The organism is Amazonocrinis nigriterrae CENA67, assembly GCF_016056305.1.
In the GTDB taxonomy this organism is placed as follows: domain Bacteria; phylum Cyanobacteriota; class Cyanobacteriia; order Cyanobacteriales; family Nostocaceae; genus Amazonocrinis; species Amazonocrinis nigriterrae.
This window is the reverse complement of the sequence record NZ_JAECZC010000030.1, coordinates 1-25668: the sequence shown is the minus strand read 5'-3', so window position 1 is coordinate 25668 and position 25668 is coordinate 1. Positions and strand designations below refer to the sequence as shown.

The window sequence follows — 25668 nt, the reverse complement described above, 5'->3', positions numbered from 1 at the left end:
ACTTTGGAAACTCAGCGTTGCTGATTGATGGGATGAATTTTGCCTCGCGCAAAGGCGCAGAGGCGCAAAGAAAGACTTTTACAAGAAGTCTATTGATTACAAGATGCAGTTTTATTTTATGTTTTCCCGTTCAGAACTTGAAGCCCTAACGCTTCAAGAATTGCGTGCATTTTATTTACAGCAACGCCAAACTTTGAACTACTTCTGCTTTTTCTCATCTAGTGCTTTCTGGATAGCTTCTCTACAAAATTCAGGAGGGTCTTCTTGTTGCTGTATCTCTTCTTTCATTTCCTTTGTGACACGCAAGTGTACGTATTCAGTTAATGGCTTATCCCTGTCGGTTTTAAAACCATGTTTTTTAATTTCTGGATTGCCACGATTATCTTTAGACACTTTACGTTACTTAATAAAGCTGGACTAATTGATATACACATTGAATAATGTTTATTTGATGGATGTTCACCCTCAGAAAGTTTGCATCCACCAAATATCCACCTTAAAAATGGACATTTATATTGTATGTTTTCCCGCTCAGAACTTGAAGCCCTGACGCTTCAAGAATTGCGTGCATTGTGTCAACGCTACGGCTTACCCCCAACTAGTAATGCTGGGTACAAGGTTAGTTACATCACTACGTTGATGGCATTTCCGATATTAGCTTTGCAGCAGTTTCAAGACGGTAGGGGTATAAAACGACCATCATTTGAAAGCTTGCAGAATATCGGCATAGCCTTGGATGAGATGAATTCCTTGACTGATGAACAGATAGCGTTTGTCAGGATATCTCTGGAAGGCAGAAGGATGGAATACCCACAACGATATGAACAGGAGAAACTGTACAACCTCTACAAGGTGAAATTGCTTCTCGGTGAAGCTGTTAACCTTCTGGGTCAGTAATCACCTATTTTTGCCTATCTTGTTGAGTTATGTAGTGCGTTAGGCTGAAGCCGTAACGCACCCTACAGTTCTATTTCTTTGGCAACGGACATGAGTTGCTAGGTAGGCGTCAAGAGGTTCGTGACCTTATTGTAGCTCTGATTGTTTCCAAACCCATAAACCTAAAGAACGCTAAAATCAAGTCAGCCTTTGTATTGTAGTGGTTGTGTCCCACATCACGAAGAATGCGGTTCACTGCATAAATCCCGATTGTCAACGTCCCTATCCTCAACCTTGGGGAAACAAGTTTTGCAACAGCTGTGGCACTGTGCTAAAGCTGATAGACCGCTATTTGCCACTGCAACCCTTGGGTTCGGGAGGTTTTGCCCAAATTTACACGGTTTGGGATGAAAAGACTCAAACTGAGAAAGTGTTGAAAGTTTTGGTGGAAGATTCACCAAAGGCACTGGAATTATTTGCCCAAGAGGCAGAGGTTTTAATTAAATTACACCATCCTGGTGTTCCCAGAGTTGATGCTGATGGATTTTTCCAATTAAATTTGACCAATCCTAAACCGCGCCGACTAGCCTGTTTAGTCATGGAAAAAATCAACGGGCAGACTCTTGAGGAAATACTTGAAAAGTATCCTCAAGGATGTCCTGAAGATTTGGTGTTAACTTGGTTGACTCAGGCGATTAAAATTTTACAGGAATTGCACAAACGCCAAATTATTCACCGTGACATCAAGCCTTCTAATTTGATGCTGCGAATTCCCGCCACAACTGCACCATCCTTAAATCAAGGTAAAACTGGGTGGGAACAACTAGTACTAATTGATTTTGGCGGGGCAAAACAATTTAAGCCAGCACTGGGGCGGCGAGAGTCTAGTTCCACGAGGTTATTTTCTTCTGGGTACAGTCCCCCAGAACAAATAACTGGGGCAAATGTGGTGGCTGCGACTGATTTTTATGCCCTCGGTCGCACAATGATTGAATTACTGACAGGCAAGTATCCACCAAATTTAGAAGATCCTCTGACTGGAAAGTTGATTTGGCGAACCAGGGTGAATGTCAACTCCCAGCTAGCAGATTTACTAGATGACATGGTGCAGGAAGATGTGCGATCGCGTCCGGCAAATGCTGCTATCATTCAAAAACGTTTGGCGAAAATTACCCACAAATCAACACAGCCAGCGTTATTTTCCCAATTTCAGAACTGGACTGGGCAAGCTTTAACCCAAACTGCCAACCAATATCAACTATTCATCCAAGCTTTACAACAAGCTTTAGCCAAATTTACCCAAGCTGTCAGCAAAACAATTGTTTTCATCGCTAAAACAATTCTCAACATTTTACAAGCCTGTGTGGTGACAATTTGGGCGATGTTATTAACTGGGATTGGGGCTTGTACAGGTGCGATCGCTGGTTTGATTTTGGCACGGCGGACAACCCTAGCCAATCAAATCGCCGAATATATTTTTCGTCAACTACCCGAATTAGTTTCCAATAATCAAACTACCGTCGGCACAGAAATCCTAGTCTTTGCCACCGCAGGCTTGGGAACAGCATGGGGACTGACCATATCAGGTTGTTTTGGTCAACGGCGGCGGCTTTTGGTAGCTTCAATCATGGGCATGATTAGCTATAGTTTCGGCTGGTTATTTTTGCAATTAATTTCATCAGGGCGATTAATTTCATCAGTCGATAGAGGCGAGGGACTAATAGGAGTGATTTTAATTGCTGTTTTTCTGTTCACCCTCAGTGTAGGTTTTCGCAGCCATCACATAGTTTATGCTGTAGTTGCTGCATTTGGAACTGCCAGCTTCTTTGCACTTTTAATTTTTTTAGGGTTCCCAACTACCGTCTTGCAATTTTCTAGTCAAACCCTCTGGTTCGGATTATCCCTGACCCTGGCTTTTTTTGGTTTAATCGGCGTGTTTATGAGTTTTTGGTACGGCGTGAGTTATTACCTAATTGTCCCCGGTTTGCGCTTTTTGGGATGGCGGTAAAGGAGGCAGGAGGACTCCTGCCTTCAATTGCCCAAAAATTAAGATCCCCCCAGCCGCTTTTTGTATCTGGCTAGGGGGATCACATATGTGGTAGTCTATAAAAGATTCGGTATAGTTGCTTACGAATCGATTCTAAGGCCTATATTTTGTTTTGGGTAGTGTAATAAACCGAATTTATACTATTTTTACAGCTTCTTTACCACCTCTTCATCCTCGTTATTCACTGAGAAAATAGTATACATTAAGTATTATACTGGGCATACGTGTAATTTATCATCTATAACGATATGAAACTTAACATTATCGCTACTGTTGCCCTATTAGCCTGTTGCGGGTTGACAGAACAAGCCTTGGCGTTTAACCAGGCAGACTTAGAACAGTTGAAAGCCAATGGTATTTGTCCTAGGTGCGATTTGAGTGCAGCTGATTTAACTCAATTGAATTTGACAGGAGCAAATTTACGTGGGACTAACTTGAGGGGGGCTATATTATCTCAGGTTAATCTGACATATGCAGATCTGACTGGGGCAAATTTAGAGCTTGCAGATTTGAAGTCTGCAAATTTAACAGGTGCTTCCTTAACAGGGGCAAATTTGAAATCAGCATCTTTGGAAAATGCCGATTTATCTTTTGCTGGTTTCATTAGCGCCAATTTAGAAGCAGCCAACTTGAAGGATGCCAATTTACAGTTTACAAATTTTCGAGGAGCTAACTTTCGCCTGACGACTCTAAATACTGGTGTGGTGACTTCTGAGAAGCCCTATGACTGGTCGACAGAACGTCCAACTCTCGAAAATTGTAACAACTTCACAACCGGAAAGGTTTCAGGCACAACTTGTGATGCTAAATAAAAGTGCTGAGTTAGTTGTTAGTTGTTAGTTGTTAGTTGTCACTAGTAGTTATTCTGCCTCATCTCCCCTGCACCCCTGCACCCCTGCACCCCTGCACCCCACTGTGGGGTGAGAGCATTTTGTTTATTAACATTTCTTTATCATGGGAACAAAGCCTGTAAACTGAAATAGAGCAATGCTGACCCATATTAAGGACTTAGCCACAAAACTAGCGCCGCGCTTAATTGAAATTCGCCGCCATATCCACTCTCACCCAGAACTCAGCGGTCAAGAGTACCAAACAGCTGCCTTTGTTGCTGGTGTCTTGTCTTCCAGTGGTCTGCATGTGCAAGAGGGAATTGGCAAAACTGGCGTTATCGGTGAATTGCAAAATACTGGCAAAGATGACCGTGTATTGGCGATTCGCACCGATATGGATGCTTTACCAATTCAAGAACGCACAGGATTAGAATATGCCTCCCGTGCTGAAGGTGTGATGCACGCTTGTGGTCATGATGTCCACACCACGGTTGGGTTGGGAACAGCAATGGTACTGTCCCAAATAGCTGAGGAGTTGGGTGGTAAGGTGCGGTTTTTATTTCAGCCAGCTGAAGAAATTGCTCAAGGAGCAAGCTGGATGGTAAAAGATGGGGCAATAGAAAATATCTCGGCTGTTTTAGGCGTTCATGTTTTCCCTTCTATCCCAGCAGGGTCTATTGGTGTGCGTTACGGCGCTTTGACAGCAGCAGCTGATGATTTAGAGATTCTGATTATTGGAGAATCTGGACACGGGGCGCGTCCTCATGAAGCGGTTGATGCAATTTGGATTGCGTCACAAGTAATTACGGCACTCCAACAAGCGATTAGTCGAACACAAAATCCTTTGCGTCCTGTGGTATTGAGTATAGGCAAGATTAGTGGTGGCAGAGCGCCCAATGTCATTGCTGATAAAGTGCAGTTGTTGGGAACCGTGCGATCGCTCCACCCAGAAACCCGTGCCCAACTGCCAAACTGGATTGACAACATTGTTGCTAATGTTTGCCATGCCTATGGCGCGAAGTATCAAGTCAATTATCGCCAAGGTGTGCCCAGTGTGCAAAACGATTATACACTAACGCAGTTGTTACAATCATCAGCAGAAGAAGCTTGGAGTAGCGATCGCGTCCAAGTATTACCCGAACCCTCTCTTGGCGCTGAGGATTTTTCTGTTTATTTGGAACATGTCCCTGGTTCCATGTTTCGCTTAGGTGTCGGGCACAAAGATAGAATCATTAACTACCCATTACATCATCCCGAATTTGATGTAGATGAATCTGCAATTATCACCGGGGTTGTGACTATGGCATATACAGCTTACAGATATTGGCTGCCGAGATAAACATTTTGCCTGGTAATGGGTAATGGGTAATGGGTAATGGGCCAGATGTGATGACTAATAGTAGAATCCAATTCCCAATTCCCAATTCCCATTATGAACTTGTCCTAAGACAGTCTGTCAAACATTTTTTAATTATGTTGATACAACCCAAACAGCCAACACTTAAGGTAAATTACTGTGTAAAGTTTTAAGAAGGATTAGATATGCAGCTTCTTGAAGTTACTGATATTGCAGTCATTGCAGGGGAAAATGCAGTTTTTGTTTCTCAACTACCTACTGTGTGGCAAGACATTGCTAGGGGAACAGCAAATGTCAAACTCTGCAATCGCCAAAGTTATGTAGAGATGGCGCAATTATTTTTATATAAGTTAGAACAGGGTGATGTTGACCTGTTTAAGGAACGTCCAGAACTAGCTCACCTGAAACCGTTATTCTCCAAGCTATTTGGAAATTTAGCATGGGAAACTCTTGAATTTTACGGTTATGATTTTATGACTCACAACTATCCCAACTTTGAAGAAGTTTTGCGTGAGGTTGAGTCTAAAGGGGCTGAATGCGAGAATGAAATCAAAGTAGCTCATATTGGCATGGAGCTTTTTAGTGAGTTTGGTTATGAATTGCCTGCGAGCTTTTATCATGTGCATTTAGCACCAATTTATCGAGATCATGTATTTGAAGAGCGTGCCTTAAGATTTGATAAGCGTGATATAGAACATAAACGTTCTTGGGATGCCATACTACATGCTGGTAAAGTGTTTGCTATGCAAATGAAAGTGCAAAGCATTGCCTCGAAGTACGGTTTTACTTATCAACATGGTTGCGGTTGCAATTCTCATCTATCTTCCATTGATATATCTAACGGTGCATTTGCATATGAATTGAGCCAAGAAAAGCGATCGCGCTGGATGAAGAGCTTTATCTGGACTGCTTGGTATGAGTATGCTTTCTTTGGGATTGTGCCGAATACTAGTTATTTGGTCTGAATAAATCAGGTACAGTTTTAGCTTGTGCAAATGGCGATCGCTCTAGTTTTAACTTCATAATTCCACTTCCCAACAGAAACACTACTTCTAGGAAGGCAAATTTTGGGTTTGAGGTGGCGATCGCTCTACCTCTAATCCAATACAGTTCTGCGATTTATTCAGCAAACCGCGTCGTGTCGTTGAAAAGCAAATTTCAAATTGTGCTATTTTGAGTTGGTGCGACGGCTGCGGGTGCGATCGCATGACCAAAAACCCAATTTCGTTAAATTTTTTCCAACTTGCCATCACAAAACTCAAGCCTGCTATTGCGGGCCAGCCTACAATAATAATCGACTATTTCTGATTCAGGAAATGGCAAGCGCTTGATTTCAGATTCAAGGGAAACAGAGATAGCGCTCGGTTCGGCTTGTAGGGTATCAGCTAAGTAGCTAATGTGGTGGTGTTTCATGGGTCAGAATATATCTCACCAATTGTGAGTTTTTTGTGAGGATATATAGCCGTAGCCAGATATGTTAGCTCAGATCTTGCACCTCTACGTATAACTCCCGGTAAAGTAAAAATATGCGCGATAAAGCTACCTCAATTTTATGGTCTTTTATCGCTATATTAAGGGTTTTAAGTTTTTACTGAGTAGTAAAATTACATCATTTTTTTATTGGTGCAAGATGTGAGCGCCCAACTAGCCGCGTTTTTCGCCGCTAGCATTGAAGACCACCAAATCATAAATTTGGTGGGGGTGTAAAAACGCCGTTTATTCATCCACTAGTCGTACATAATTCGCGCCTGTATTCTGACTCCTGACTCCTAAATTCTGTTTGATAACAGTATTGGAAAACTAATTGACTTGATTAAGCAGTAGTAAGAAAAGTAAAAAACTAGAGTAATTTTCATGAATAAAGTGTGTTTTGTAAGTAAGAAAAGTAGGAAAAGCAGGAAAAGTAAGAAAAATTATTTAGGCAGACTGAAAAAGTAAAAAATCTAGAACTAGAAGAGGTATTCTTCAAGGATGAAGACAATTAATTTATCAAAGAATTAAAATACCAAAAGAACAAGTTAATGACACTCTAATGACATTTTTTCGATATTGGTTTAAAGCTGCTTTGGCTCAAAACAAAAAGTCAAGCTAGCAAAAGTGTTGAATGTTAAGAATAATCCGATAAAAACAGCCCAAAATATGTTAGATTTTGGGCAAAACATTAAAGTATATCTATTTGATAGTGACTATAAATTCATTTCCCAAGATTGTCAAAGATATCTTGAGAGGACTACCAAAAAACGATTATCCGGTATTGAACAGTCGTCTGTTCTTTGAGTGCTGGCTATCTTATGCTCTGGATAACAGCTTAACAAGTATGCGAGATTTGTTTAAGAGATTGAAGAAGGAGTCAGAAGTCAGAAGTCAGGAGTCAGAACGCTCTTCGTGGGGAATTCTGACCCGCCACTATCTTGTTGACCACCCTCACGGGTTCGCCAGTTTCCCATCTCGGCAAAGCCAAGACGGGAACTGGACTCACCAAATTTTCAATTTGGTGGGGGACTTAAAACTTGACAATTTAATTACCAAAAACGTCAATGGTATCACTATACAAATTTATGTTAGCTTGATAGCTTATCTGATTTTACAGATAATATCTGTTCCCAAACAATGGGGACATACACTATTAGATAAATTCCGCTATCTTCAATCTTGTATGTGTCAGAAAATCAGTTATGTTCATTGGTTTGAGGAGATTATGTTTTGTTGACTTATTTAAGCTTTTGAGACTTAGTGTAACTAACGATGTAAAGTTTTATATCAGCATTCAACATTTCTGGGTAAATATTTTAACAATACTGTTAATAAAATTAAAGAAAGTAGGAAAAGTCTGTATTTCAAGGCATACATTGCTGCGGGAGAGGTTTGTTTTATGAACTTTATTTGACGTGAAAGCTTTACTATTTAAGCAGTATAGCCTTTCTTACCTTTTTAATTTTGTTTGAGTTAGTTAAAAATTAAATTTTTATTAAAGTTGCTTAACTGTCTTAACTGTCCTTGCATTCTGATACAAAATTTGAAATATTAAAAATATGAAATCAGCTGATATTACTTTTAAGCTATTTCCAATTTGGTCAAAGTAATACAAAAGGCTTTCATACTCAGCGAATAATAAGCTGCTGCAATAGTGTCCTGCTGTGTAGTAGTGGTGTAATTTTCTTTCAAAAAGGATTTACATAAAAAAAGCAAAATTAACACAACTGAAATCAAGACAATGACCTGAAACTAATAGGTTTAACTAAACAATGACTTCAAGAAAGCAACCTTTTGAGTTGCCAAATTTTTATGTACCTTGGCCAGCACGGCTCAACCCAAACCTGGAAGCAGCAAGGGTACATTCTAAAGCTTGGGCTTATGAAATGGGGATTTTGGGCGGGGCAGAGGGATCGGAAGATTATGGGATTTGGGATGAGCGCAAGTTTGATGCCCATGACTATGCACTATTGTGTGCCTATACCCATCCAGAAGCCGATGAAGCAATGCTCAATTTGGTAACTGACTGGTATGTTTGGGTATTTTTCTTTGACGATCACTTCCTTGAGCTTTATAAGCGTACTCAAGATACAGCCGGGGCTAAGAAGTACCTCAATGGACTACCAGCATTTATGCCTGTGCAGCCCCAAGAAACGCCGCCAGAACCTACCAATGCCGTAGAACGGGGTTTAGTAGACCTCTGGGCCCGCACCATCCCCAATGCTTCCGGTGACTGGGTAATCCGATTTACTGAGAGTACTATCAATCTTCTCAAAGAATCTCTGTGGGAACTTGCCAATATTAGCCAGAATCGAGTTGCTAACCCCGTTGAGTACATTGAGATGCGCCGTAAGGTAGGGGGAGCGCCTTGGTCAGCCAACTTAGTAGAACACGCGGTTGGGGCAGAAATTCCGGCTGCGATCGCCCGCACTCGACCCTTGCGTGTCCTCAAAGACACCTTTTCTGACGGCGTACATCTGCGAAATGATATCTTTTCCTATCAAAGAGAAGTAGAAGAAGAGGGGGAAAATGCCAACTGTATCCTGGTCTTAGAACGATTCCTCAATGTGAGTACTCAAGAGGCGGCCAACTTCACTAACGACTTACTCACATCACGGGTGCAACAGTTCGAGAACACCTTTGTTACTGAGCTTCCTTCCTTATTTGAAGAATATAGTCTGACTCCCGATGAGCGTCTCAAAGTTGTTCTATATGCTAAAGGACTTCAAGATTGGCAGTCGGGGGGTCATGAGTGGCACATGAGATCGAGCCGCTACATGAATAAAACATCAGATAAATCTTCCATAGCAAGCTTGTTTTTAGGCGGCCCCACTGGGCTAGGCACATCGGCAGCCCGTTTAGGAGCCTTATACGATAGTTTGGGTCTAAAACGCTTCCAAAGCTTTACCCATGTTCCTTATCAGCCTGTAGGGCCAGTAACCTTGCCTGAGTTTTATATGCCCTTCTCCACCAGTTTGAATCCCCATCTCCAAGAGGCTCGACGGCATTCTAAAGAATGGGCGCGACAAATGGGAATGCTGGACACACTGCCAGGGATGCCCAGCATTTACATCTGGGATGACCATAAATTCGATGTAGCAGACGTAGCTTTATGCGGTGCTTATATTCATCCCAATGGTAAGCGCGATGAGTTGAATATAACGGCTTGTTGGCTAGTTTGGGGAACTTATGCTGATGACTATTTCCCAGCATTGTATGGTTATAGCCGCAACATGGCAGGGGCGAAAATCTTCAACGCTCGGCTATCGGCCTTTATGCCTTTGGATGGGAGTTCTGTTCCCGAACCAACCAACCCAGTAGAACGCGGTTTAGCGGATATTTGGATGCGGACGGCTGGGCCAATGACACCTAATGCTCGTCGTCTATTCCGGCGTGCGATTGAAGATATGACGGAAAGTTGGTTATGGGAACTGGCTAACCAAATCCAAAATCGGATTCCCGACCCGATAGACTATGTGGAAATGCGCCGTAAGACCTTTGGCTCCGATTTAACCATGAGCCTGTCTCGACTTTCCCAAGGGGACGAGATCCCACCAGAAATCTTCGCCACCCGAACCATGCAGGGGATTGATAATTCAGCCGCCGACTTCGCCTGTTTGACGAACGATATTTTCTCTTATCAAAAAGAAATCGAATTTGAGGGCGAGATTAACAACGGTGTGCTGGCGGTTCAGAATTTCCTCAACTGCGATATCCCCCAGGCTGTCGCAATTGTTAACGACCTGATGACCTCCCGCGCCCTTGAGTTTGAACATATTGTTGCTACTGAAGTCCCTGTCTTGTGTGATGATTTCGGCCTAGATACAAGTGCCAGAAAGAAACTGTATGGATACATCAAGAAACTAGAGCAGTGGATGTGTGGGGTACTTAAATGGCATAAGGCAGTAGACCGTTATAAGGAATTTGAATTGCGGAATAACTCAACTGAAAAGCGGTTACTCCAACACCCCACAGGGTTAGGTACTGCCGCAAGCCAAATTAGACCTAGTTTCGGTCAGCAAACAACTCAACTCGATATTCAGCCAATAGTGCAGAACTTACCCAGTGGCCCAACAGGGTTAGGGACTTCAGGTATTAAAATCGGCTCGTTGTTAAGAACAAAAGATTAGCTCAATCTGAGTCGGTCGTCAGGTGAAACTTGATTTTTTTCTAGTAACTAAAAAGTAGAGGATTGAATTGTGACTTATTCTAGCGATCGCAATATCGATGCAGAAAATCAGCAGCCCCAGTTGACCTTGAGTACAGCAGCGGCGCGTAATTTGGCGACAACAGCCAAATCTGCACCGCAGACCCAGGAAATTACATCCCGGTGGTTATTGAAGCTGTTGCCGTGGGTGCAAACTAAAGGTGGCACCTTTAGAGTCAACCGTCGGTTGAGTTATACCGTAGGTGATGGGCGAGTCAGTTTCAGCAATACTGGAGCAGCAGTCCAGGTAATTCCCCAAGAACTAACTGAATTGCCCTTACTGCGCGGATTTGGCGAAGTTGATGTCTTGACCGCCTTAGCAAACCAGTTTCAGCAGCAAGAGTACGCCCCAGACGATGTAATCGTTGAGATTGGTCAGCCCGCCGAGCGCATAATTCTAATTGCTCATGGTAAGGTGAACAAAATTGGTCTTGGGAAGTATGGCGAGCAAATCGTCTACGATGTTCTCGCCGATGGCGACCATTTCGGCGATGAAACTGTGGCCCAGTCCGAGGACACCTGGCAGTACACCCTCAAAGCGGTTACCAGAACCATAGTTTTGTCGCTTTCTCAACAGGAGTTTGAGAGGCTCATCGGTCAGTCCGAGGCACTGCGAACTCATGTCGAACAGTTCCGCACCCGCCTAAGCCAGCCAAAGAATGCTGAAGGTGAAGCCGCCATTCAGGTAGCGACAGATCATCCCCAAGAGGCTACATTGGCAGGAACCTTTGCCGATTACGAACTTGCACCCCGCGAATACGAGTTGAGCATCGCCCAAACGGTGTTACGAGTCAGTACTCGTGTTGCGGATCTGTACAACGAACCTTACAACCAGACGGAAGAACAACTGCGACTAACTATCGAGTCATTACGGGAACGCCAGGAATATGAATTACTCAACAATCGCGAATTCGGATTGCTGCACAACGCTGACTTGAAACAACGCATCTATAGCCGCACTGGCGCACCCACACCCGACGACCTCGACGAACTGTTGACCACAGTATGGAAAGAGCCGTCATTCTTCCTGGCTCACCCCCGCACCATTGCAGCCATAGGCCGCGAAGCCAACCGCCAAGGCATTTACCCACAAAGCGTAGATATCAATGGCAATCAAGTTACAGCTTGGCGCGGCGTACCTATTTTTCCTTCCAGCAAGATTCCTATCACCAACAACCGCACTAGTTCTATTCTTTTGCTTCGTACTGGTCTGGAAAAACAAGGGGTGATCGGTTTACATCAAACCGGTATTCCCGATGAGTACCAACCAAGTCTGTCTGTGCGTTTCATGGGCATCGACGAAAAGGCGATTATTTCTTACCTCATTACCGCCTACTACTCCGCAGCCGTCCTCATTCCTGACGCGCTCGGCATTCTCGAAGATGTTGAAATCGGGCGCTAGATATTTTTCAAGAGTGATGAGTGAGGACAGACGCGATGAATCGCGTCTGTACAAAAGTTAAAGATTCTTCCATCTCCCTGATTTCCCTCACTCAGGACTCTTGATGCGCTTTATTGGTAACTAGAGGATGAGCTAATGACGGATTTTATTGAATCGAACAGTTCAGTTGAAAGCAGGCAACCTCAACTGAGTTTGAGTAAAGATGCAGCACGTAATTTATCCAAAACAACTAAATCTGCACCGCAGACGCAGGAAATTACGCCGCGATGGTTGTTGAAGATGTTGCCTTGGGTGCAGACCAAAGCTGGCACTTATCGGTTGAATCGGCGGTTGACCTATACTGTGGCTGATGGGCGGATTGGTTTCACTAATACCGGAGCCGAAGTGCAGGTAATTCCCGATAAACTGAGTGAGTTGCCATTGCTGCGAGGGTTTGACGACATTGATGTATTGAGGACGCTGGCTCTTCGGTTTGTTCAGCGAGAGTTCGCACCTGGTGAGATCATTGTGCAGTCAGGTCAGCCAGCTAATGAATTTGTGGCGATCGCTCATGGCAAGGTAAACAAGATTGGTGTTGGCAAGTATGACGAGCAGCCTTTATTGGATATATTGGCTGACGGTGATTATTTTGGCGAACAGGCATTGCTGGAACCACAAAGCAATTGGAAGTTCACGATCAAAGCTGTGACCCAATGCACAGTATTAGCACTACCACAACAGGCATTTCGGGAACTGCTCAATCAGTCCCAGACGTTGCAGGCTCAAGTTGAGCAATTTCGGACTCGTGCCGAAAAACCACAAAATAAGTACGGAGAAGCTTTAATTGCTTTGTCGTGCGCTCATCCTACAGAGACAACTTTACCAAAAACATTTGTTGACTACGAACTCTCACCCCGCGAATATCAATTGAGCATTGCTCAGACTGTATTGCGGATAAGTACTCGCGTTGCAGATCTTTACAACGAGCCGTACAATCAAACGCAAGAACAATTGCGGCTGACTATCGAGGCGTTACGGGAACGTCAAGAATACGAGTTGATCAACAACCGCGAATTTGGGTTGCTGCACAATGCCGACTTCAAACAGCGCATCTACAGCCGCACTGGCCCCCCAACTCCCGATGACCTTGATGAACTAGTGACCCGGCGACGCAAGTCAAAGTTCTTTCTGGCTCATCCGCGCGCGATCGCCGCCTTCGGTCGAGAGTGTAATCGTCGAGGCATTTATCCATCAACTATTGATGTTGATGGGAGCAAGATAATTACATGGCGTAATGTACCGATTTTTCCTTGTAACAAAATCCCGATTACTAAAAATCAAACTAGCTCTATCTTGATACTTCGCACAGGTGAAGATGACCAAGGTGTCATCGGTTTACATCAAACTGGTATTCCCGATGAATACCAACCGAGTTTGTCTGTTCGATTCATGGGCATCAACGAAAAAGCCATTATCTCTTACCTTGTCACCGCCTATTACTCTGCTGCCGTTCTTGTCCCCGACGCACTTGGCATCCTTGAAGATGTCGAAATTGGGCGTTAAGGTGAGCAGATGTCCCAAAAATAGTCGAGACATAAAGCGCTGAATTAAAAACATAGTTTAAGTAATTTTCAATACATCCCAGCCAAGATTTTTTACGGTCAATCTATATTTTGAGTAGTAGCCTAGCCCACAGCAAGCTGCTTTACCTCTACATTCAAAAATTTGGCTGGGATAAATTTGCAACCTTAACTGAATCGTAATGGATAAACTTCACCTTGTATACAAGAGTCTAAAAATCAATCAGGTATCAACAATTTGTAAAGTTATTACCTAACAATCTTAAGGCTCATACAAGTGGCAAATAGCATTCTAAATTGAACTAGTGAAAAGTTAAAGAGTTTTATATGTCAAAATCAATGTCGCAAATTTCACAAGCTACTACAGACACAAACTTTGATTTAAAAGGTTATTTATCTCAACGGCGAGCCTTAATTGAAGCAGAACTTGAACAGTCAATCAGTGTAACTTATCCAGAAATTTTGTACGAGTCGATGCGGTACTCTTTATTAGCTGGAGGAAAACGCCTACGTCCAATTCTATGTTTAGCAAGCTGCGAACTTTGTGGTGGCACATTAGAGATGGCCATGCCTACTGCCTGCGCTTTAGAGATGTGCCATACCTTTTCTCTCATCCATGATGATTTACCTGCTATGGATAACGACGACTATCGGCGAGGTCAGTTAACAAATCATAAGGTTTATGGTGAAAACATTGCAATTTTAGCTGGTGATGGACTTTTAGCTTACGCTTTTGAGTTTTTAGTCGTTCAAACAAAAAAAGTATCGGCAGAGCATCTGTTACGAGTCATTCTTAAGTTAAGTCATACTATGGCAGCAACAGGTTTAGTCGGTGGTCAAGTTGCTGATTTGCAGTCTGAAGGTTTACAGAATATTGATATTAAAACCCTCGACTTTATTCATACACATAAAACTGGAGCTTTGTTAGAAACCTCAGTTCTTTCAGGTGCGCTGTTAACCGGAGCAAGTGATTCTATTTTGCAAAGACTTTCTGTTTACGCTCGTCACATTGGTCTAGCTTTTCAAATAGTCGATGATGTACTCGATATTACTGGGACTCAGGAAGAACTAGGTAAAACTCCAGGTAAAGACCAAAAAGTACAGAAAGTAACTTATCCGAGTTTATGGGGTATTGAGGAATCAAAACGCAAAAGCCAGGAATTAGTTGACTTAGCCAAAGCTGAACTTGCTGGTTTTGGACATAAGGCACAACCTTTAATAGCGATCGCAGATTACATTGCAGCAAGAACACAATAAGCTTTAATCCTGTTAGCTGTTACTACGATAATACCATTTTCAATTTCCCCCAAATTTCCTATGTATTGACGTTTCACATGCAGCAGTTGATGCCCCTTTTTTCATATCTCCGGTTTCGTCAATAATTAAAATTATTGGTCTTCAGTTTCCGATGCAGGAATAGCGATCGCACTTGTTTCTTGAAATTGGAATGTCATAGTTTTTATAGGTAATCGGATATCTTGCACCTAATGGGATAAACACTAGATGCGTAATATATAGGTAAAAGGCACACTATTAGGCGTTTACCGTTGGTTAGTCCTTTCCTTGATTGCTTTTGTTTTGGCCCATTGGGCTTATTTATCACTTTCCACCACTACTATTCCTGATTGGGGACAAGCAGCACATATCGCGCTTGAATCTATCTTTCCACAACTTGTTTTGTATTATTTTTTACGTCATATCCAGCAGATGATTCCCCTCGCGCGTAGTCATGGATTTAACATTCATATTTCCAGGTGCAAGATATAAGTTAGGACAATACGGGCGCTACCTCACCGCAGTGGCTCCTTCCTACTCCCTACTTCCTACCTTTACCCAGCAATTTTGAGTTGCCAAACCACTAGTAGACTCTGGTTTAGCTGACAGTATTTGTAAATGGCTCCTCCTCAAGATAGAAAAATTCCTGAATCATGTAAAAAAAATCACCAAATTAGAAAAATCGTCAGAAATTTCTATGTCTTTGGGAGTAAGACTAAAGTTAGATAAAATTGATGTAATGAATTAGCCATCAATAGCGCCTGCTAATGAGCTGACTTAAACAAGCAGAGGGGTAGGGGAGCCAGGAGCAAACAAAGCTAGCTGGCTGGAGAAGCAAAGGGAGATCAGAAAAATAACTCCTAAAAATTCCCAATGTCCAATTCCCTTTTTCATCCATAATTGATTAGGCAAATAAAGGGGCTAATATATCGTGCCAAACAGTTTTTTACATACAGAACCTGAAGAGAATATAACAAACTTAGATATTTTTAAAGAAAGGACGATTCTGGCAGTAGATGATAATGAAGATATGCTAATTTTAATTAATTATATTTTTGAAATTTATGGAAGCAAAGTGATAACTATATCATCAGCTTCAGAGGCATTAGAGATAATTAAAGAATGTAAAATAGATATTTTAATTACTGACATTGCTATGCCAGAAGAAGACGGTTTTTCGCTGATACGAAAGATTAGAACATTGATGCATCCACAAAAGAGAGCAATCCCAGCAATCGCTTTTACTGGTAGCATTGGAAATCAGGTGCATGAAAAAACTTTGGGAGCTAAGTTTCAAGCCTATATCAAAAAACCTTCAGACCCTAACCAGTTAATGACAGAAGTAGCAAAACTGCTGAGAAGTTCTTCTGAAGGTAGTTCCTTATTATTTAGCGACTACTCCTATTTAGAGGAGGAAAAAGTAGCATAATTTAGAAACTATAAAATTTTGGGCTTGAGATTTTGGTGAGGCAGCCCTAATTGTAAGCTGTTAAGCACTTAATTTACACGTTGATACCGCAGGGGAGCAGAGGTGTAGGGGAGCAAGGGAGCAGGAGAACTCGGGGCCCCCACGACCGAAAGGGAGGAGCCACTGCGTTGGACGGGTTCCCCGGCTTGTTCGCTCGAAGAGCGTTCCCGCAGGGTAGCATGTGGCGTTGGGGATTAGGGGCACAGGGGAGCAGGGGGAGTAGGCAAGAGGCAACTAGCTGAAATCCCACGTTTTTAAGCGTGGGATTTTAGCAAGGACAACGCCAGATGCTCCGCTTGAACTTTGCCCAAGTAGAATGCTGAATGGTGAAGACTTAGGCGTATGGTCATGAAACTTTTACCACAACATCATTGGTAAACCAGCAATTACAGAAGCAATACTTGTCCAGAGAGTAAAGCGCTCAATATCTACTTCATCCAAGGCAATACTCATCTGCCTAATTGCTGATATGAGTGCTGCTAATATCAGCACAAAGAAAGCAAAATACCTCAAATTATTCATTAGCCCTCATTTTCTTAATCAACAGCTAGTCTTAAGAGATTTTTAACAAGAACCGACAAGATTTTTCTGTTCCAGACTTAGCACTTTTTCAGCAAACCTATTCAATAGTGAGTAAATATTTATTTCAGAGAATATTTGAAAAGTAATTTTCAATACTTTTATCTTCTTGATAACTGTGGTTTCATAGTCATTACGGCAAAATTAAGCCAGCTACCTGACTTGAGTTGTTAATTCTTGATGTTGCTTTTCCACGATCAAGCCATTAGGTATTGATAAAACATTTGCAGTCATTATATGTAATTTCTCTGTGTAATATAGTGATAGCTAATGTTGTAGCAAATAGCAAATTTGCTATTCTCTGTCAGAGGGTTTAACATATTCTCTATCATGAGTTTTAACGTTGACTTGAGTCCATATACCTAGAGTATTAAATCACGCCTGACTCAGTAGTAACCAACTCCAAATCATCAGAGTATGTTTGCTGCTTCTTGTATATTTTGGAAAGAAAAATATCTCAATACCTCAAATTGGTATTTAAAAGTGTAGAAAACCGAACAAATTAGCTTGTTTGAACTACTTGTCATTTTCATGATCAATGAATCACCATAATAAAGATAGTGGCATTTATTAGTGTTACTTCTTCAGGCGCAACAGTAAAAATTAGCTGCTTTTTGTTAATGTGTAGGATTTGAAACTTCGGATAGGTATGAAACTGATCAAAAATTTTGAAAAGCCCATCCTCAAAAAAACAGAGATAACAGAGGAACTAAAAGAGCAAAATTTTCAACTGGATGGTATTAATACTCAACAATCAACAGTTGAAGAGCAGCAAGAACTACAGGTAGAAAATCGCAAACATAACTATATGCCATTGCGCGATCGCCCCATAGTACAATCTGTTGGTAACTCAGGTTGGCAAGTGTCTGATATTTGGAAAGATATTCGCTTGGATGGTTTCTAATTTGACTTGTTGTCAAGAGTCGAGATTAACCTTGACTCTTGACAATCTTCACGAGTAACTATGCAATTTCACAGCATCATAGTTGATTACTCTTGCATACGCACATACAGCAGTCTGACAAATAAGCGGACACCATCATCTTTCTTCAAGGTTGAATAGGAGGGAGGTTTACCGCTACCAATTGCACGCAGATCTTCCAATAGTTCTGGATGAAACTGGCAAGTAAACGAACGTCGGATTTTCTTAGTCTCAAAGTCTTTGTAGTTAATGCAGGTAGCTGAACATTCTGTAAGTATTGCACCGCTTTTCTCTGCTGTCGAACAAAGAATTTCTATAGACTCAGGCAGTTGTATTAACCATGACAAAGGGCTACCAGCTATCACATGGCGATAAGGAACAATGGCATCATGAATACTGCGGTAAGCCCAGTTAGCAAACAGTATTGCTTCTTCATTGACTTCATCAGAGTGAAACATGGAAATCGAGATTTCATGTTCATATTGAATCGTTGTATCAATCACATCCTCATGGGTGTCAGATGTCACATTATGAGCATGAATAATTTTTCAAGGAATACTTAAATTTTCATGATCAGGTGATTGATAAGGCAATAACACGCGAGTACCAACTTCTTTCGATTCATTGCGTGTAACTACGAAATGATGGTCATTCCAGCCAGAAGCAACAACCCGTCCATTACGCTTTTTAATTTTGAGCGTCTTTCCCATAGCTTCAATGCGTTCTGCAACCTCTTGTAGCGATTTCGCCAGTCAGCTGTAGATGTTTGTTGTTTTTCAGATTTGCCAGATCTATCATTGCTTGAAAACTTATTTTTTACTGATTAATCTAAATCGTCAGTTTATCATTAATACTAATTACTCTTGACTGTGAGGTTTTTTACCCAAAGAAGTACTGGCAAGAAAGCTAGAAAACCCAACTAGCATCCAGCCAAAGCAAATATGTTTTCGTGCAACCCAATTCTGTTTACTCAATATTGTTGGTTTGGCGCTAGTGTCAATTATTTCTAGACTCCAACATCCCAACGCACCTATGCCGAACAAACTAGCACTTAAGATAGAGCAAATTGCAATTGTTTCGAGAATGCGATCGGCAAAAGTCTGTTGTATCAAAAGACGCTTGACAGCACGGCGATTATGAATAATAGCTAACTCATCTTCGTTCACAGGTTCTATCTGCGGTTGTTGAGTTCTATAGTAGGCAAGTTGTTTACTACTAGTCATTTATTATCACCTCTGTGTAGCTCTAGTTTCTAAATGGCAGTTATAGCAGTAGAAACATGGTAAACTTTTGCCATAGATGGAACTACCTTCTACAGAGAGAGAATCAAAATTTATTACCAATAGCTCCTAGTAGTGTTACTTTACCATCTTGGCTAACTTTAAATGACTTGGGTCTAAGAGTTTGTCTTTGGATGAGGTAATAATATCAAGTTCGGCTAACTACTTACGATATAGTCGGTTTGCCTGGTAATAGGTAATAGGTAATGGGTAATGGGTAATAGGTAATGGGTAATGGGTAATGGGCCAGATGTGATGACTAATAGTAAAATCCAATTCCCAATTACCAATTCCCAATGTAGACTTGTGTAGTGAATCTCGCTAATTTTTATGTAAATAACTACACTAACGAACTTGGGAAATAGAAGCGGTTTTTATAGCAGTGAGGTACGGGCTAATTGTAGAGGCAATTCATCAATTGCTTTTAGTCCTAACCTTACTCAATTGCAATTTGCTGTAACTTTAGCGATCGCAGCGTCCGCCCAATTATCTACCATATATGCGAAGCGAATGCAACAAAGGGGAATGAAGCTCCCTTGAGTTTGGAGATTGTCACGCTACGCTATTGCTTTTGGTTGTCGTCAAGTGGTGCTATTGCTAGTAATTGCAACAGTTTCTCACGAATCTTTAACTGAGCTTGGCGATCGCTTTCTATCATCATGTCACTGTCTTGCCACACTTGTTCCCACGCCACAATGTGAGCAGCCAGTAAAGTACTGTATCTCGGTTCATCAGCTAGCCTCTGTAAGGCTTCGGCGATGGGAAGTTCGGCTTCTTGTGATGTCAACACAGTGACAATCTTTTCTACAGCCACTGTTTTTCCGGGAAAAAATTGCAAATTGGTTGTCAAGGTGGGAAAATCAGATTTTTCTACATGCACAATTGCAGTATCATCACCTTCTACCACCAATTTAGCTGCCATCCCCAGTAGAATACCTGAGTGTAGAGTTTGGTTTTGCAGCCAGATAATCTGGTCTATACCACCGTAGTTTAAGGTTCGCCAATGTGGTACGCCTTGGGTATTTGGTTTGGCATCAAATCCGGTTGCGACTTTGACCTCACCTGCAAAATCTATAGATGCGATTTGACAGCGAATCGCCATCACATGCTGATCTGCCAAACTGGTGAAACGCTCAAAGTGTAAATCTAGGGTGTGACCCTTGGGAGAACGCCAGCGGACATCACGGCTAACTATACCCAAACGCAGGTCAAGCCGACGTTCGTAATTGAGAATTTCTCCACTGTCCATGCTAAAGCGATCGCCTGCCACTGTCACTACCAGCGGTAGCCAGTTGGGACAGTTCACAAGTTCAGTATTCGCTTTGGCTACATCATCATAAACACCGTGTATCAATGTTGCTGTCCGATCTTCGGGGTATCCTTCCTCAAAAGTTCCTCGTATTCCCAAGTAACCATTGCTAAGAGTGAAGACAGTTTCTTGATCATGGAGTTGTGAAGGATCAAACTTTGTTTCTATGACGTTTCTGTCGATTGTGTTAACTAGTTGCTGATTTTCTGGAACATGGTCAATATATACATCGGTCATGAGCAAACAATTAATATTTTAGAGCTGGATGAAATCCAAGTTTTAACAATTAACTAAGTGTTTGTTTTTTTGCACCTCTCTGTACTTAGATGCAGTGTACATAGCAAATCTTGAAGTTCTTACTAACAGGACGTTGATTATTTCATCACTCTATAGTTAGGTTTTATGATTTACCTTAGTTAGAGCTAACACACTAAAAAACTATACTAAACGATAGCTTTGCTAATGGGAAGTGCCAATCTTAAGATTTATTGAAAAATTCTTTTGTATTGAATAATATTAAAGCGCATTGAATTGTGTATTTAATTATTTGCGTTCTTGAACCACTAAGTACCGTTTTGTGCCCAAATTTACTCTATTTATATTATTGTAGAAGTTTGCAACAACTAATAAAAATAGGTCATCTGAAGCTAATGTGTATCCAAATTGCAAATTATCTGGTTAAGACCGTCATAAGTCCTTTGTCCTTTGTAAGTACTTTTGACTAATGACTAATGACAAAGGACAACTAGATGAAGTGATTGTGCAAATTAAATGTGTTTTAGCTTATACTTCGAGACTGATTTGACTTAAATAGAATCAAGCAACCTGTTATTAAAAAGCTAAAATAAAGCAAGTGCCTACATTCAAATCATTTGCTCCCTTGCAGTCTTAATGATAAGTCTTTAACCGAACACGATATTAGAGAAGAGCATCTCCATACAGAATCGTGATCAATAAAAATGGAAATCTGCTGAAGATTCTTGTGATAAATTATCGGGAATTAGGTATTAATTGAGGTTGTGATGGTTTAGCTGATTCACGAATTGGTTGATTTATGGCTTGAGTCAACTGCTCTGCACTCAGCGAGTTTAATAGACTGAGATTGAGGGGAGCTTGACTGAGAAATTGAGCATAGGATGGTTGCAAATAAGAACGATATTCAGAACGGTTGAGAAGATGAGTTTCTAAGAAAGCCACACTCAGGGCCTTGAGATAAGAATATGCAGCAGTACGGTCAGGGCCTAGTAAACCAACTGGTACAGGCAATACACCAGGATTAGCAGGAGAATCTGCAATGGTAGTAAAGTGAGTAGCGTTTTCAATTAAAGCTAAATACTTATTGGGATTTTTTAGCCATGTAAAAGGGCGAATCTGCTCTGGTACTGCTGGGGCGAAAATATCTTGGCTACCTGCCACCAACATTACAGGAACTTGAATTTGACTGATGCCGCTTTGACTTAAAATAGAACTATCAATGGGGTTAATGGCAATAATGGCTTTAATGCGATCGTCATTGAGATCATAATTTTTCGGTAATAAATCAGTTGCTTGACATTGCAAAATCAGCGACAAATTCAAGGATGAATTAGCAGGATTACAGTCTCGACGGAGTTCAGGAAAATTAATTTTTGCTCCTGCCAAGCTCAAAACAGTATAACCACCAAATGACTGACCGATCGCCCCAATTTGTTGAAAATTTAGTTTTCCTTGGAGTGTGGGGTCAAACTTTTCCCGACGCTGAAGTTCATCAAGAAGAAACTTGATATCCAAAGGTCGGTTGATAAATTCCGTTGCATTTGGTGGACTGGCTAAACCTGCAAAATATTGCTGAATACGTTCAGCGTTACTACCAGGATGTTCTAGTGCAGCCACAGCAAAACCGTAAGATGCTAGATGTTCAGCTAGGTAGGCAAAAGCATAGCGGTCTGAAGCTATACCGTGAGAAATTACAATTAGGGGAAAGGGTGGCCCTTGTTCTGGTGTGGCTTGAGGTAAGTATAGATCAACTGGTAGACGGCGATTGCGAGAAGCATCATTCAGTTCCAGGGTTTTTTTCTCCCAGGTGAATTTTCCAGGCATTCGCAAATCTGGTTGTTGCGAAAAGTTAACATTGGCATTGGTAGCTTGGGCGATCGCTTCTTTTTGAAGATAAGTAACAACTTTATCCCTAGTTTTAAGTAATTCTGACAAATCACCGACTATCTTTAGTCCCTCTGTGTAATTCAGCCGTATAGTATTGCTAGGAAATCTCCGCAGCAAATTTACAATTGTTAAGCCTTCTTTATCAGCAGCAGCGATAATTAAAGCACCACGTAGGGCATAAAAACCATTTTTGTGAGATTCAGTCAGCAGCAAATTTCCCAAACGTTGCAACACCCTTTCACCTATGGGTGAGTAGGTAACTTGAGATACTAAAGTTGGCGTGACATTGAAACGCTGCTGGAGTAACTCCCGTAGTTGAGCAAGTTGTTCAGGAGTTGCACGACTAGCATAAAATCCCAAGTCCTGATCAATTTTGCCTTCTTTAGCAAACTTTTCTAACGAGTCCACAGACAAAGAAAATTCCCCAAAGGGAGGGTAAAAAAAGCTAATACGTTCAGCGCCCAGCCCAGGAGTAGCCGTCAGAAACGTAGACAGCAGACCTAAACCGAGGTATTTCAAAAATTTTTTCATCTGCAAAACCCGCAATTTATGCTTTCCAAACAAATTTGGCTCGTGAGGAAAGCGGGCGCGATGCCACTTTCCTGTTTATACTGTTGCATACACTCAATAACCCGCGCTGAAATCTCAAGAGCCTCGGTTTTGTATATTACACTACTAAATGTCATGCTTTGTGCGGTTGTGAATATCGATATTCAACCGAATTGTGGTTTTCGCTTTTATATTTTCTTTTCAAAATGAATATTTGAGGTTAATAGTTTGCTGTCCGAAGTGTATAACCTTAGTTAAGAAATTCTTGACTAGAATAATCGGGTTATGAAACAAGCTTTCTTCTGGAGTAGCTGGTTTACAACGCTAGGGACTACTGGTTTACTGTTTTTGTGGTCGTTGCCACTATCCCCATTTACACACCCTGGAAGTACTGCCAATGAAGCTGCTATTATCTTCTTCCCGGTTATGGGTTTGCGCTGGCTTGCTATTGCTAGCACCATAACTCTAGTTGTCATGGCTTGGGGACGACAGTTGAACTTAGCAACAGGCTCTGTTATTGGTCTAACAATTCTGGTATTAGCCCTACACTTGGTTCTTGGGTTAATTAATATAGGCATAATGAATGTTTGGCTTTCTGTCGAACCGATTAAAACACGCACTACTAATACCGTTTACGCAGGAATTTACTTTGGGTTGCCAACGTTTTGGATACTACTGACAGCAGGTTTAATGCTTAGATTGGCTCATTTTCGTAATTGAAGCAATGCGAATTACATCAATCCAGTCCAGTCACTCGTTGACACTGCCTGTTTGACTAGTGGTATCAGATAATTTAACTAAATTTCAATTAAGAACACTTAATTATGGATCTTGAACTCAAACATCAAAGGTTATTGAAAATTCTGCTGATTGCCAGTATTATTTCGACAGCTATTCACTTCACTGATAATTATCTGTTCATTGAGCAATATCCGCAACCAGACTGGATTACTGCTCCTTTAATTTATCAATAGTGGCTGATTTTAACAGCCGTGGGGATTAGTGGGTATTGGTTGTATAAATATCGAAGATTTTGGTTGGCCTATGGCTGTCTATTAATCTACTCATTTACAGGTTTAGCAAGCCCTGGACATTACTTTTATGGAACTATGTCACAGTTCTCTGCAAAGATGCATCTGTTTATCTGGACTGACGGGTTAACTAGTTTAGCCATATTAGGATTTACTTTTTGGTCAGTACTAATCCTCAAACAGTGGCGGCGAGAACCTAGCTTGACCAACAATACCCTATCTCAATCAGTTCTGTGCGATCGCATCAGTGTACATATCTTCGTAATCGAACCCCAAACGGTTCTTGACAACCTACTGACCCCCACAGCCACTACCGCAACTCCTGCTACAGTGCGTCCATCCCACTACTCATTAAACAAATCCAAATCAGTGACAGCACCAATGCTACTAGAAGCAACCAACTTAGCATATTTAGCTAACACACCTTTGGTGTAACGTGGTGCAGGGGGTTGCCAATTAGCACGGCGACGAGCTAATTCTTCATCAGAGACATTTAACTGCAATAAACGTGCAGGCGCATCAATAGTAATACTATCGCCTTCAAGTACAAGTGCGATCGCACCACCAACTGCCGCTTCTGGTGCCACATGACCCACTACCATCCCATAAGTACCACCAGAAAAGCGTCCGTCGGTAATCAACCCCACAGCATCACCTAAACCAGCACCGATAATTGCTGAAGTCGGTGCCAACATTTCCCGCATCCCTGGCCCACCTTTAGGGCCTTCGTAGCGAATCACCAAAATATCACCCGGTTGAATCTTACCTGCCAAAATTGCCTCTAAGGAAGCCTCTTCTGATTCAAACACCCGTGCTGGCCCAGTTATCACTGGCTTTTTCACTCCAGTAATTTTCGCTACAGCCCCTTCCGTCGCCAAGTTCCCTTTGAGAATCGCTAGGTGTCCTTGAGAATACATCGGATTATCCCACGGACGAATCACATCTTGGTCAGCAGGTGGTTCTGTTGGTATATCTACCAAGACTTCAGCTATGGTTTGACCACTAATGGTCAAGCAGTCGCCATGTAGTAAATCATGCTGTAGTAGCATTTTCATCACTTGGGGAATACCACCAGCTTTATGTAAATCTGTGGCTACATATCTACCGCTTGGTTTCAAATCACATAAAACTGGCACACGGGCGCGGATGGTTTCAAAGTCATCCAATGTTAACTCTACTTCGGCAGCACGGGCGATGGCCAAAAAATGCAAGACGGCATTGGTGGAACCACCCACAGCCATGATGACACTAATGGCATTTTCTATGGATTTGCGGGTAATAATTTGCCTGGGTAAGATTTGCTTTCTGATGGCTTCGACCAGAACAAAAGCTGATTTTTCTGTACTGTCGGCTTTTTCGGCA

At 41.8% G+C, this 25668-nt stretch carries 23 protein-coding genes and 4 pseudogenes; 16 read left to right on the top strand and 11 right to left on the bottom strand.

The window, feature by feature from the left end; all coding sequences use genetic code 11:
- Nucleotides 1–198: 198 nt before the first annotated feature.
- The gene (locus tag I8748_RS16905; RefSeq protein WP_198125777.1) at nt 199–393 is read right to left on the bottom strand and encodes a hypothetical protein; all 195 of its coding nucleotides are present in this window, start codon (nt 391–393) and stop codon (nt 199–201) included.
- Between the two features lie 126 nt (nt 394–519).
- Between I8748_RS16905 and I8748_RS16900 the strand changes: the two genes are divergently transcribed.
- From I8748_RS16900 to I8748_RS16880, 5 genes are all read left to right on the top strand, one after another.
- Nucleotides 520–897, top strand: a complete 378-nt coding sequence (locus I8748_RS16900) for a hypothetical protein (protein WP_198125736.1) — start codon at nt 520–522, stop codon at nt 895–897.
- Nucleotides 898–1102: 205 nt separating this feature from the next.
- Nucleotides 1103–2884: a serine/threonine protein kinase gene (locus tag I8748_RS16895; protein ID WP_198125735.1), complete on the top strand. Its 1782-nt coding sequence runs from the start codon at nt 1103–1105 to the stop codon at nt 2882–2884.
- Between the two features lie 287 nt (nt 2885–3171).
- On the top strand, nt 3172–3735 hold the full coding sequence (locus I8748_RS16890; protein ID WP_198125734.1) for a pentapeptide repeat-containing protein: 564 nt from the start codon (nt 3172–3174) through the stop codon (nt 3733–3735).
- 175 nt (nt 3736–3910) lie between these two features.
- Complete coding sequence (locus I8748_RS16885) at nt 3911–5092, top strand: M20 family metallopeptidase (RefSeq protein WP_198125733.1); 1182 nt, start codon at nt 3911–3913, stop codon at nt 5090–5092.
- 203 nt (nt 5093–5295) lie between these two features.
- The gene (locus I8748_RS16880; protein ID WP_198125732.1) at nt 5296–6075 is read left to right on the top strand and encodes a hypothetical protein; all 780 of its coding nucleotides are present in this window, start codon (nt 5296–5298) and stop codon (nt 6073–6075) included.
- Nucleotides 6076–6162: 87 nt separating this feature from the next.
- Here the strand turns inward: I8748_RS16880 and I8748_RS16875 are convergent, their stop codons facing one another.
- Together I8748_RS16875 and I8748_RS34620 are read right to left on the bottom strand one after the other, a co-directional pair.
- Nucleotides 6163–6360 (bottom strand): hypothetical protein, encoded by a 198-nt coding sequence (locus tag I8748_RS16875; protein ID WP_198125731.1) that lies wholly within the window; start codon nt 6358–6360, stop codon nt 6163–6165.
- Nucleotides 6338–6523, bottom strand: a complete 186-nt coding sequence (locus tag I8748_RS34620; RefSeq protein WP_214662608.1) for a hypothetical protein — start codon at nt 6521–6523, stop codon at nt 6338–6340. Before I8748_RS34620 ends, I8748_RS16875 begins: the two co-directional genes overlap by 23 nt.
- 769 nt (nt 6524–7292) lie before the next feature.
- On the opposite strand from I8748_RS34620, the pseudogene I8748_RS16870 reads away from it, so the two are divergent.
- The 6 genes and pseudogenes from I8748_RS16870 to crtE form a co-directional block, all read left to right on the top strand.
- A pseudogene (locus I8748_RS16870) lies at nt 7293–7451 on the top strand (IS4 family transposase); the annotation flags it as partial.
- 162 nt (nt 7452–7613) lie between these two features.
- A pseudogene (locus tag I8748_RS16865) lies at nt 7614–7820 on the top strand (hypothetical protein); the annotation flags it as partial.
- Nucleotides 7821–8355: 535 nt separating this feature from the next.
- Nucleotides 8356–10713 (top strand): family 2 encapsulin nanocompartment cargo protein terpene cyclase, encoded by a 2358-nt coding sequence (locus I8748_RS16860; RefSeq protein WP_225896449.1) that lies wholly within the window; start codon nt 8356–8358, stop codon nt 10711–10713.
- A 69-nt stretch (nt 10714–10782) separates the two neighbouring features.
- Nucleotides 10783–12192, top strand: coding sequence for a family 2B encapsulin nanocompartment shell protein (locus tag I8748_RS16855; RefSeq protein ID WP_198125730.1), 1410 nt, complete (start codon nt 10783–10785; stop codon nt 12190–12192).
- 135 nt (nt 12193–12327) lie between these two features.
- Nucleotides 12328–13734, top strand: a complete 1407-nt coding sequence (locus tag I8748_RS16850) for a family 2B encapsulin nanocompartment shell protein (protein ID WP_198125729.1) — start codon at nt 12328–12330, stop codon at nt 13732–13734.
- 356 nt (nt 13735–14090) lie between these two features.
- Nucleotides 14091–15008 (top strand): geranylgeranyl diphosphate synthase CrtE, encoded by a 918-nt coding sequence (crtE, locus tag I8748_RS16845; protein ID WP_198125771.1) that lies wholly within the window; start codon nt 14091–14093, stop codon nt 15006–15008.
- 14 nt (nt 15009–15022) lie between these two features.
- Here crtE and I8748_RS16840 read toward each other — a convergent pair.
- Nucleotides 15023–15149 (bottom strand): annotated as a pseudogene (locus I8748_RS16840) (transposase); the annotation flags it as partial.
- An 808-nt stretch (nt 15150–15957) separates the two neighbouring features.
- On the opposite strand from I8748_RS16840, the gene I8748_RS16835 reads away from it, so the two are divergent.
- Complete coding sequence (locus tag I8748_RS16835; protein ID WP_318781233.1) at nt 15958–16455, top strand: response regulator; 498 nt, start codon at nt 15958–15960, stop codon at nt 16453–16455.
- A 396-nt stretch (nt 16456–16851) separates the two neighbouring features.
- Here I8748_RS16835 and I8748_RS16830 read toward each other — a convergent pair whose 3' ends face one another.
- On the bottom strand, nt 16852–17016 hold the full coding sequence (locus I8748_RS16830; protein WP_198125728.1) for a hypothetical protein: 165 nt from the start codon (nt 17014–17016) through the stop codon (nt 16852–16854).
- A gap of 706 nt (nt 17017–17722) precedes the next feature.
- On the opposite strand from I8748_RS16830, the gene I8748_RS16825 reads away from it, so the two are divergent.
- Entirely contained in the window at nt 17723–17977 is a 255-nt protein-coding gene (locus tag I8748_RS16825) for a hypothetical protein (protein WP_198125727.1), read from the top strand.
- An 86-nt stretch (nt 17978–18063) separates the two neighbouring features.
- Here I8748_RS16825 and I8748_RS16820 read toward each other — a convergent pair whose 3' ends face one another.
- From I8748_RS16820 to I8748_RS16805, 5 genes and pseudogenes are all read right to left on the bottom strand, one after another.
- The gene (locus tag I8748_RS16820) at nt 18064–18522 is read right to left on the bottom strand and encodes a hypothetical protein (RefSeq protein WP_225896448.1); all 459 of its coding nucleotides are present in this window, start codon (nt 18520–18522) and stop codon (nt 18064–18066) included.
- 21 nt (nt 18523–18543) lie between these two features.
- Complete coding sequence (locus I8748_RS35140) at nt 18544–18705, bottom strand: hypothetical protein (protein WP_225896447.1); 162 nt, start codon at nt 18703–18705, stop codon at nt 18544–18546.
- A gap of 147 nt (nt 18706–18852) precedes the next feature.
- Nucleotides 18853–19218 carry a hypothetical protein gene (locus I8748_RS16815; RefSeq protein ID WP_198125726.1) on the bottom strand — a complete coding sequence of 122 codons (366 nt, stop codon included), beginning with the start codon at nt 19216–19218 and terminating at the stop codon, nt 18853–18855.
- Nucleotides 19219–19846: 628 nt separating this feature from the next.
- Nucleotides 19847–20821, bottom strand: a pseudogene (locus tag I8748_RS16810) (hypothetical protein); the annotation flags it as partial.
- Between the two features lie 753 nt (nt 20822–21574).
- The gene (locus tag I8748_RS16805; protein WP_198125724.1) at nt 21575–23257 is read right to left on the bottom strand and encodes an alpha/beta hydrolase; all 1683 of its coding nucleotides are present in this window, start codon (nt 23255–23257) and stop codon (nt 21575–21577) included.
- A 303-nt stretch (nt 23258–23560) separates the two neighbouring features.
- Here I8748_RS16805 and I8748_RS16800 point away from each other — a divergent pair, with 303 nt between their 5' ends.
- The 3 genes from I8748_RS16800 (at nt 23561) to I8748_RS35130 (ending at nt 24741) form a co-directional block, all read left to right on the top strand.
- Nucleotides 23561–23995, top strand: coding sequence for a hypothetical protein (locus I8748_RS16800; RefSeq protein WP_198125723.1), 435 nt, complete (start codon nt 23561–23563; stop codon nt 23993–23995).
- Nucleotides 23996–24099: 104 nt separating this feature from the next.
- Nucleotides 24100–24249 carry a hypothetical protein gene (locus I8748_RS35135; RefSeq protein ID WP_225896446.1) on the top strand — a complete coding sequence of 50 codons (150 nt, stop codon included), beginning with the start codon at nt 24100–24102 and terminating at the stop codon, nt 24247–24249.
- 135 nt (nt 24250–24384) lie between these two features.
- Complete coding sequence (locus I8748_RS35130; RefSeq protein ID WP_225896445.1) at nt 24385–24741, top strand: hypothetical protein; 357 nt, start codon at nt 24385–24387, stop codon at nt 24739–24741.
- Here the strand turns inward: I8748_RS35130 and I8748_RS16790 are convergent.
- Nucleotides 24651–25668: dihydroxy-acid dehydratase domain-containing protein (locus tag I8748_RS16790; protein ID WP_198125722.1), on the bottom strand; the 1018-nt coding region annotated here is incomplete at its 5' end. The two genes, I8748_RS35130 and I8748_RS16790, sit on opposite strands and share 91 nt — an antisense overlap.

Excerpts from the sequence above, each read along its gene's own strand:
- I8748_RS16900 (WP_198125736.1), top strand. The coding sequence starts at position 520 with ATGTTTTCCCGCTCAGAACTTGAAGCCCTGACGCTTCAAGAATTGCGT.
- I8748_RS16890 (WP_198125734.1), top strand. The coding sequence starts at position 3,172 with ATGAAACTTAACATTATCGCTACTGTTGCCCTATTAGCCTGTTGCGGG.
- I8748_RS16885 (WP_198125733.1), top strand. The coding sequence starts at position 3,911 with ATGCTGACCCATATTAAGGACTTAGCCACAAAACTAGCGCCGCGCTTA.
- I8748_RS16880 (WP_198125732.1), top strand. The coding sequence starts at position 5,296 with ATGCAGCTTCTTGAAGTTACTGATATTGCAGTCATTGCAGGGGAAAAT.
- I8748_RS16875 (WP_198125731.1), bottom strand. The coding sequence starts at position 6,360 with ATGGCAAGTTGGAAAAAATTTAACGAAATTGGGTTTTTGGTCATGCGA.
- I8748_RS34620 (WP_214662608.1), bottom strand. The coding sequence starts at position 6,523 with ATGAAACACCACCACATTAGCTACTTAGCTGATACCCTACAAGCCGAA.
- I8748_RS16860 (WP_225896449.1), top strand. The coding sequence starts at position 8,356 with ATGACTTCAAGAAAGCAACCTTTTGAGTTGCCAAATTTTTATGTACCT.
- I8748_RS16850 (WP_198125729.1), top strand. The coding sequence starts at position 12,328 with ATGACGGATTTTATTGAATCGAACAGTTCAGTTGAAAGCAGGCAACCT.
- crtE (WP_198125771.1), top strand. The coding sequence starts at position 14,091 with ATGTCGCAAATTTCACAAGCTACTACAGACACAAACTTTGATTTAAAA.
- I8748_RS16830 (WP_198125728.1), bottom strand. The coding sequence starts at position 17,016 with ATGAATAATTTGAGGTATTTTGCTTTCTTTGTGCTGATATTAGCAGCA.
- I8748_RS16825 (WP_198125727.1), top strand. The coding sequence starts at position 17,723 with ATGAAACTGATCAAAAATTTTGAAAAGCCCATCCTCAAAAAAACAGAG.
- I8748_RS35140 (WP_225896447.1), bottom strand. The coding sequence starts at position 18,705 with ATGGGAAAGACGCTCAAAATTAAAAAGCGTAATGGACGGGTTGTTGCT.
- I8748_RS16815 (WP_198125726.1), bottom strand. The coding sequence starts at position 19,218 with ATGACTAGTAGTAAACAACTTGCCTACTATAGAACTCAACAACCGCAG.
- I8748_RS16805 (WP_198125724.1), bottom strand. The coding sequence starts at position 23,257 with ATGAAAAAATTTTTGAAATACCTCGGTTTAGGTCTGCTGTCTACGTTT.
- I8748_RS16800 (WP_198125723.1), top strand. The coding sequence starts at position 23,561 with ATGAAACAAGCTTTCTTCTGGAGTAGCTGGTTTACAACGCTAGGGACT.
- I8748_RS35135 (WP_225896446.1), top strand. The coding sequence starts at position 24,100 with ATGGATCTTGAACTCAAACATCAAAGGTTATTGAAAATTCTGCTGATT.
- I8748_RS35130 (WP_225896445.1), top strand. The coding sequence starts at position 24,385 with ATGTCACAGTTCTCTGCAAAGATGCATCTGTTTATCTGGACTGACGGG.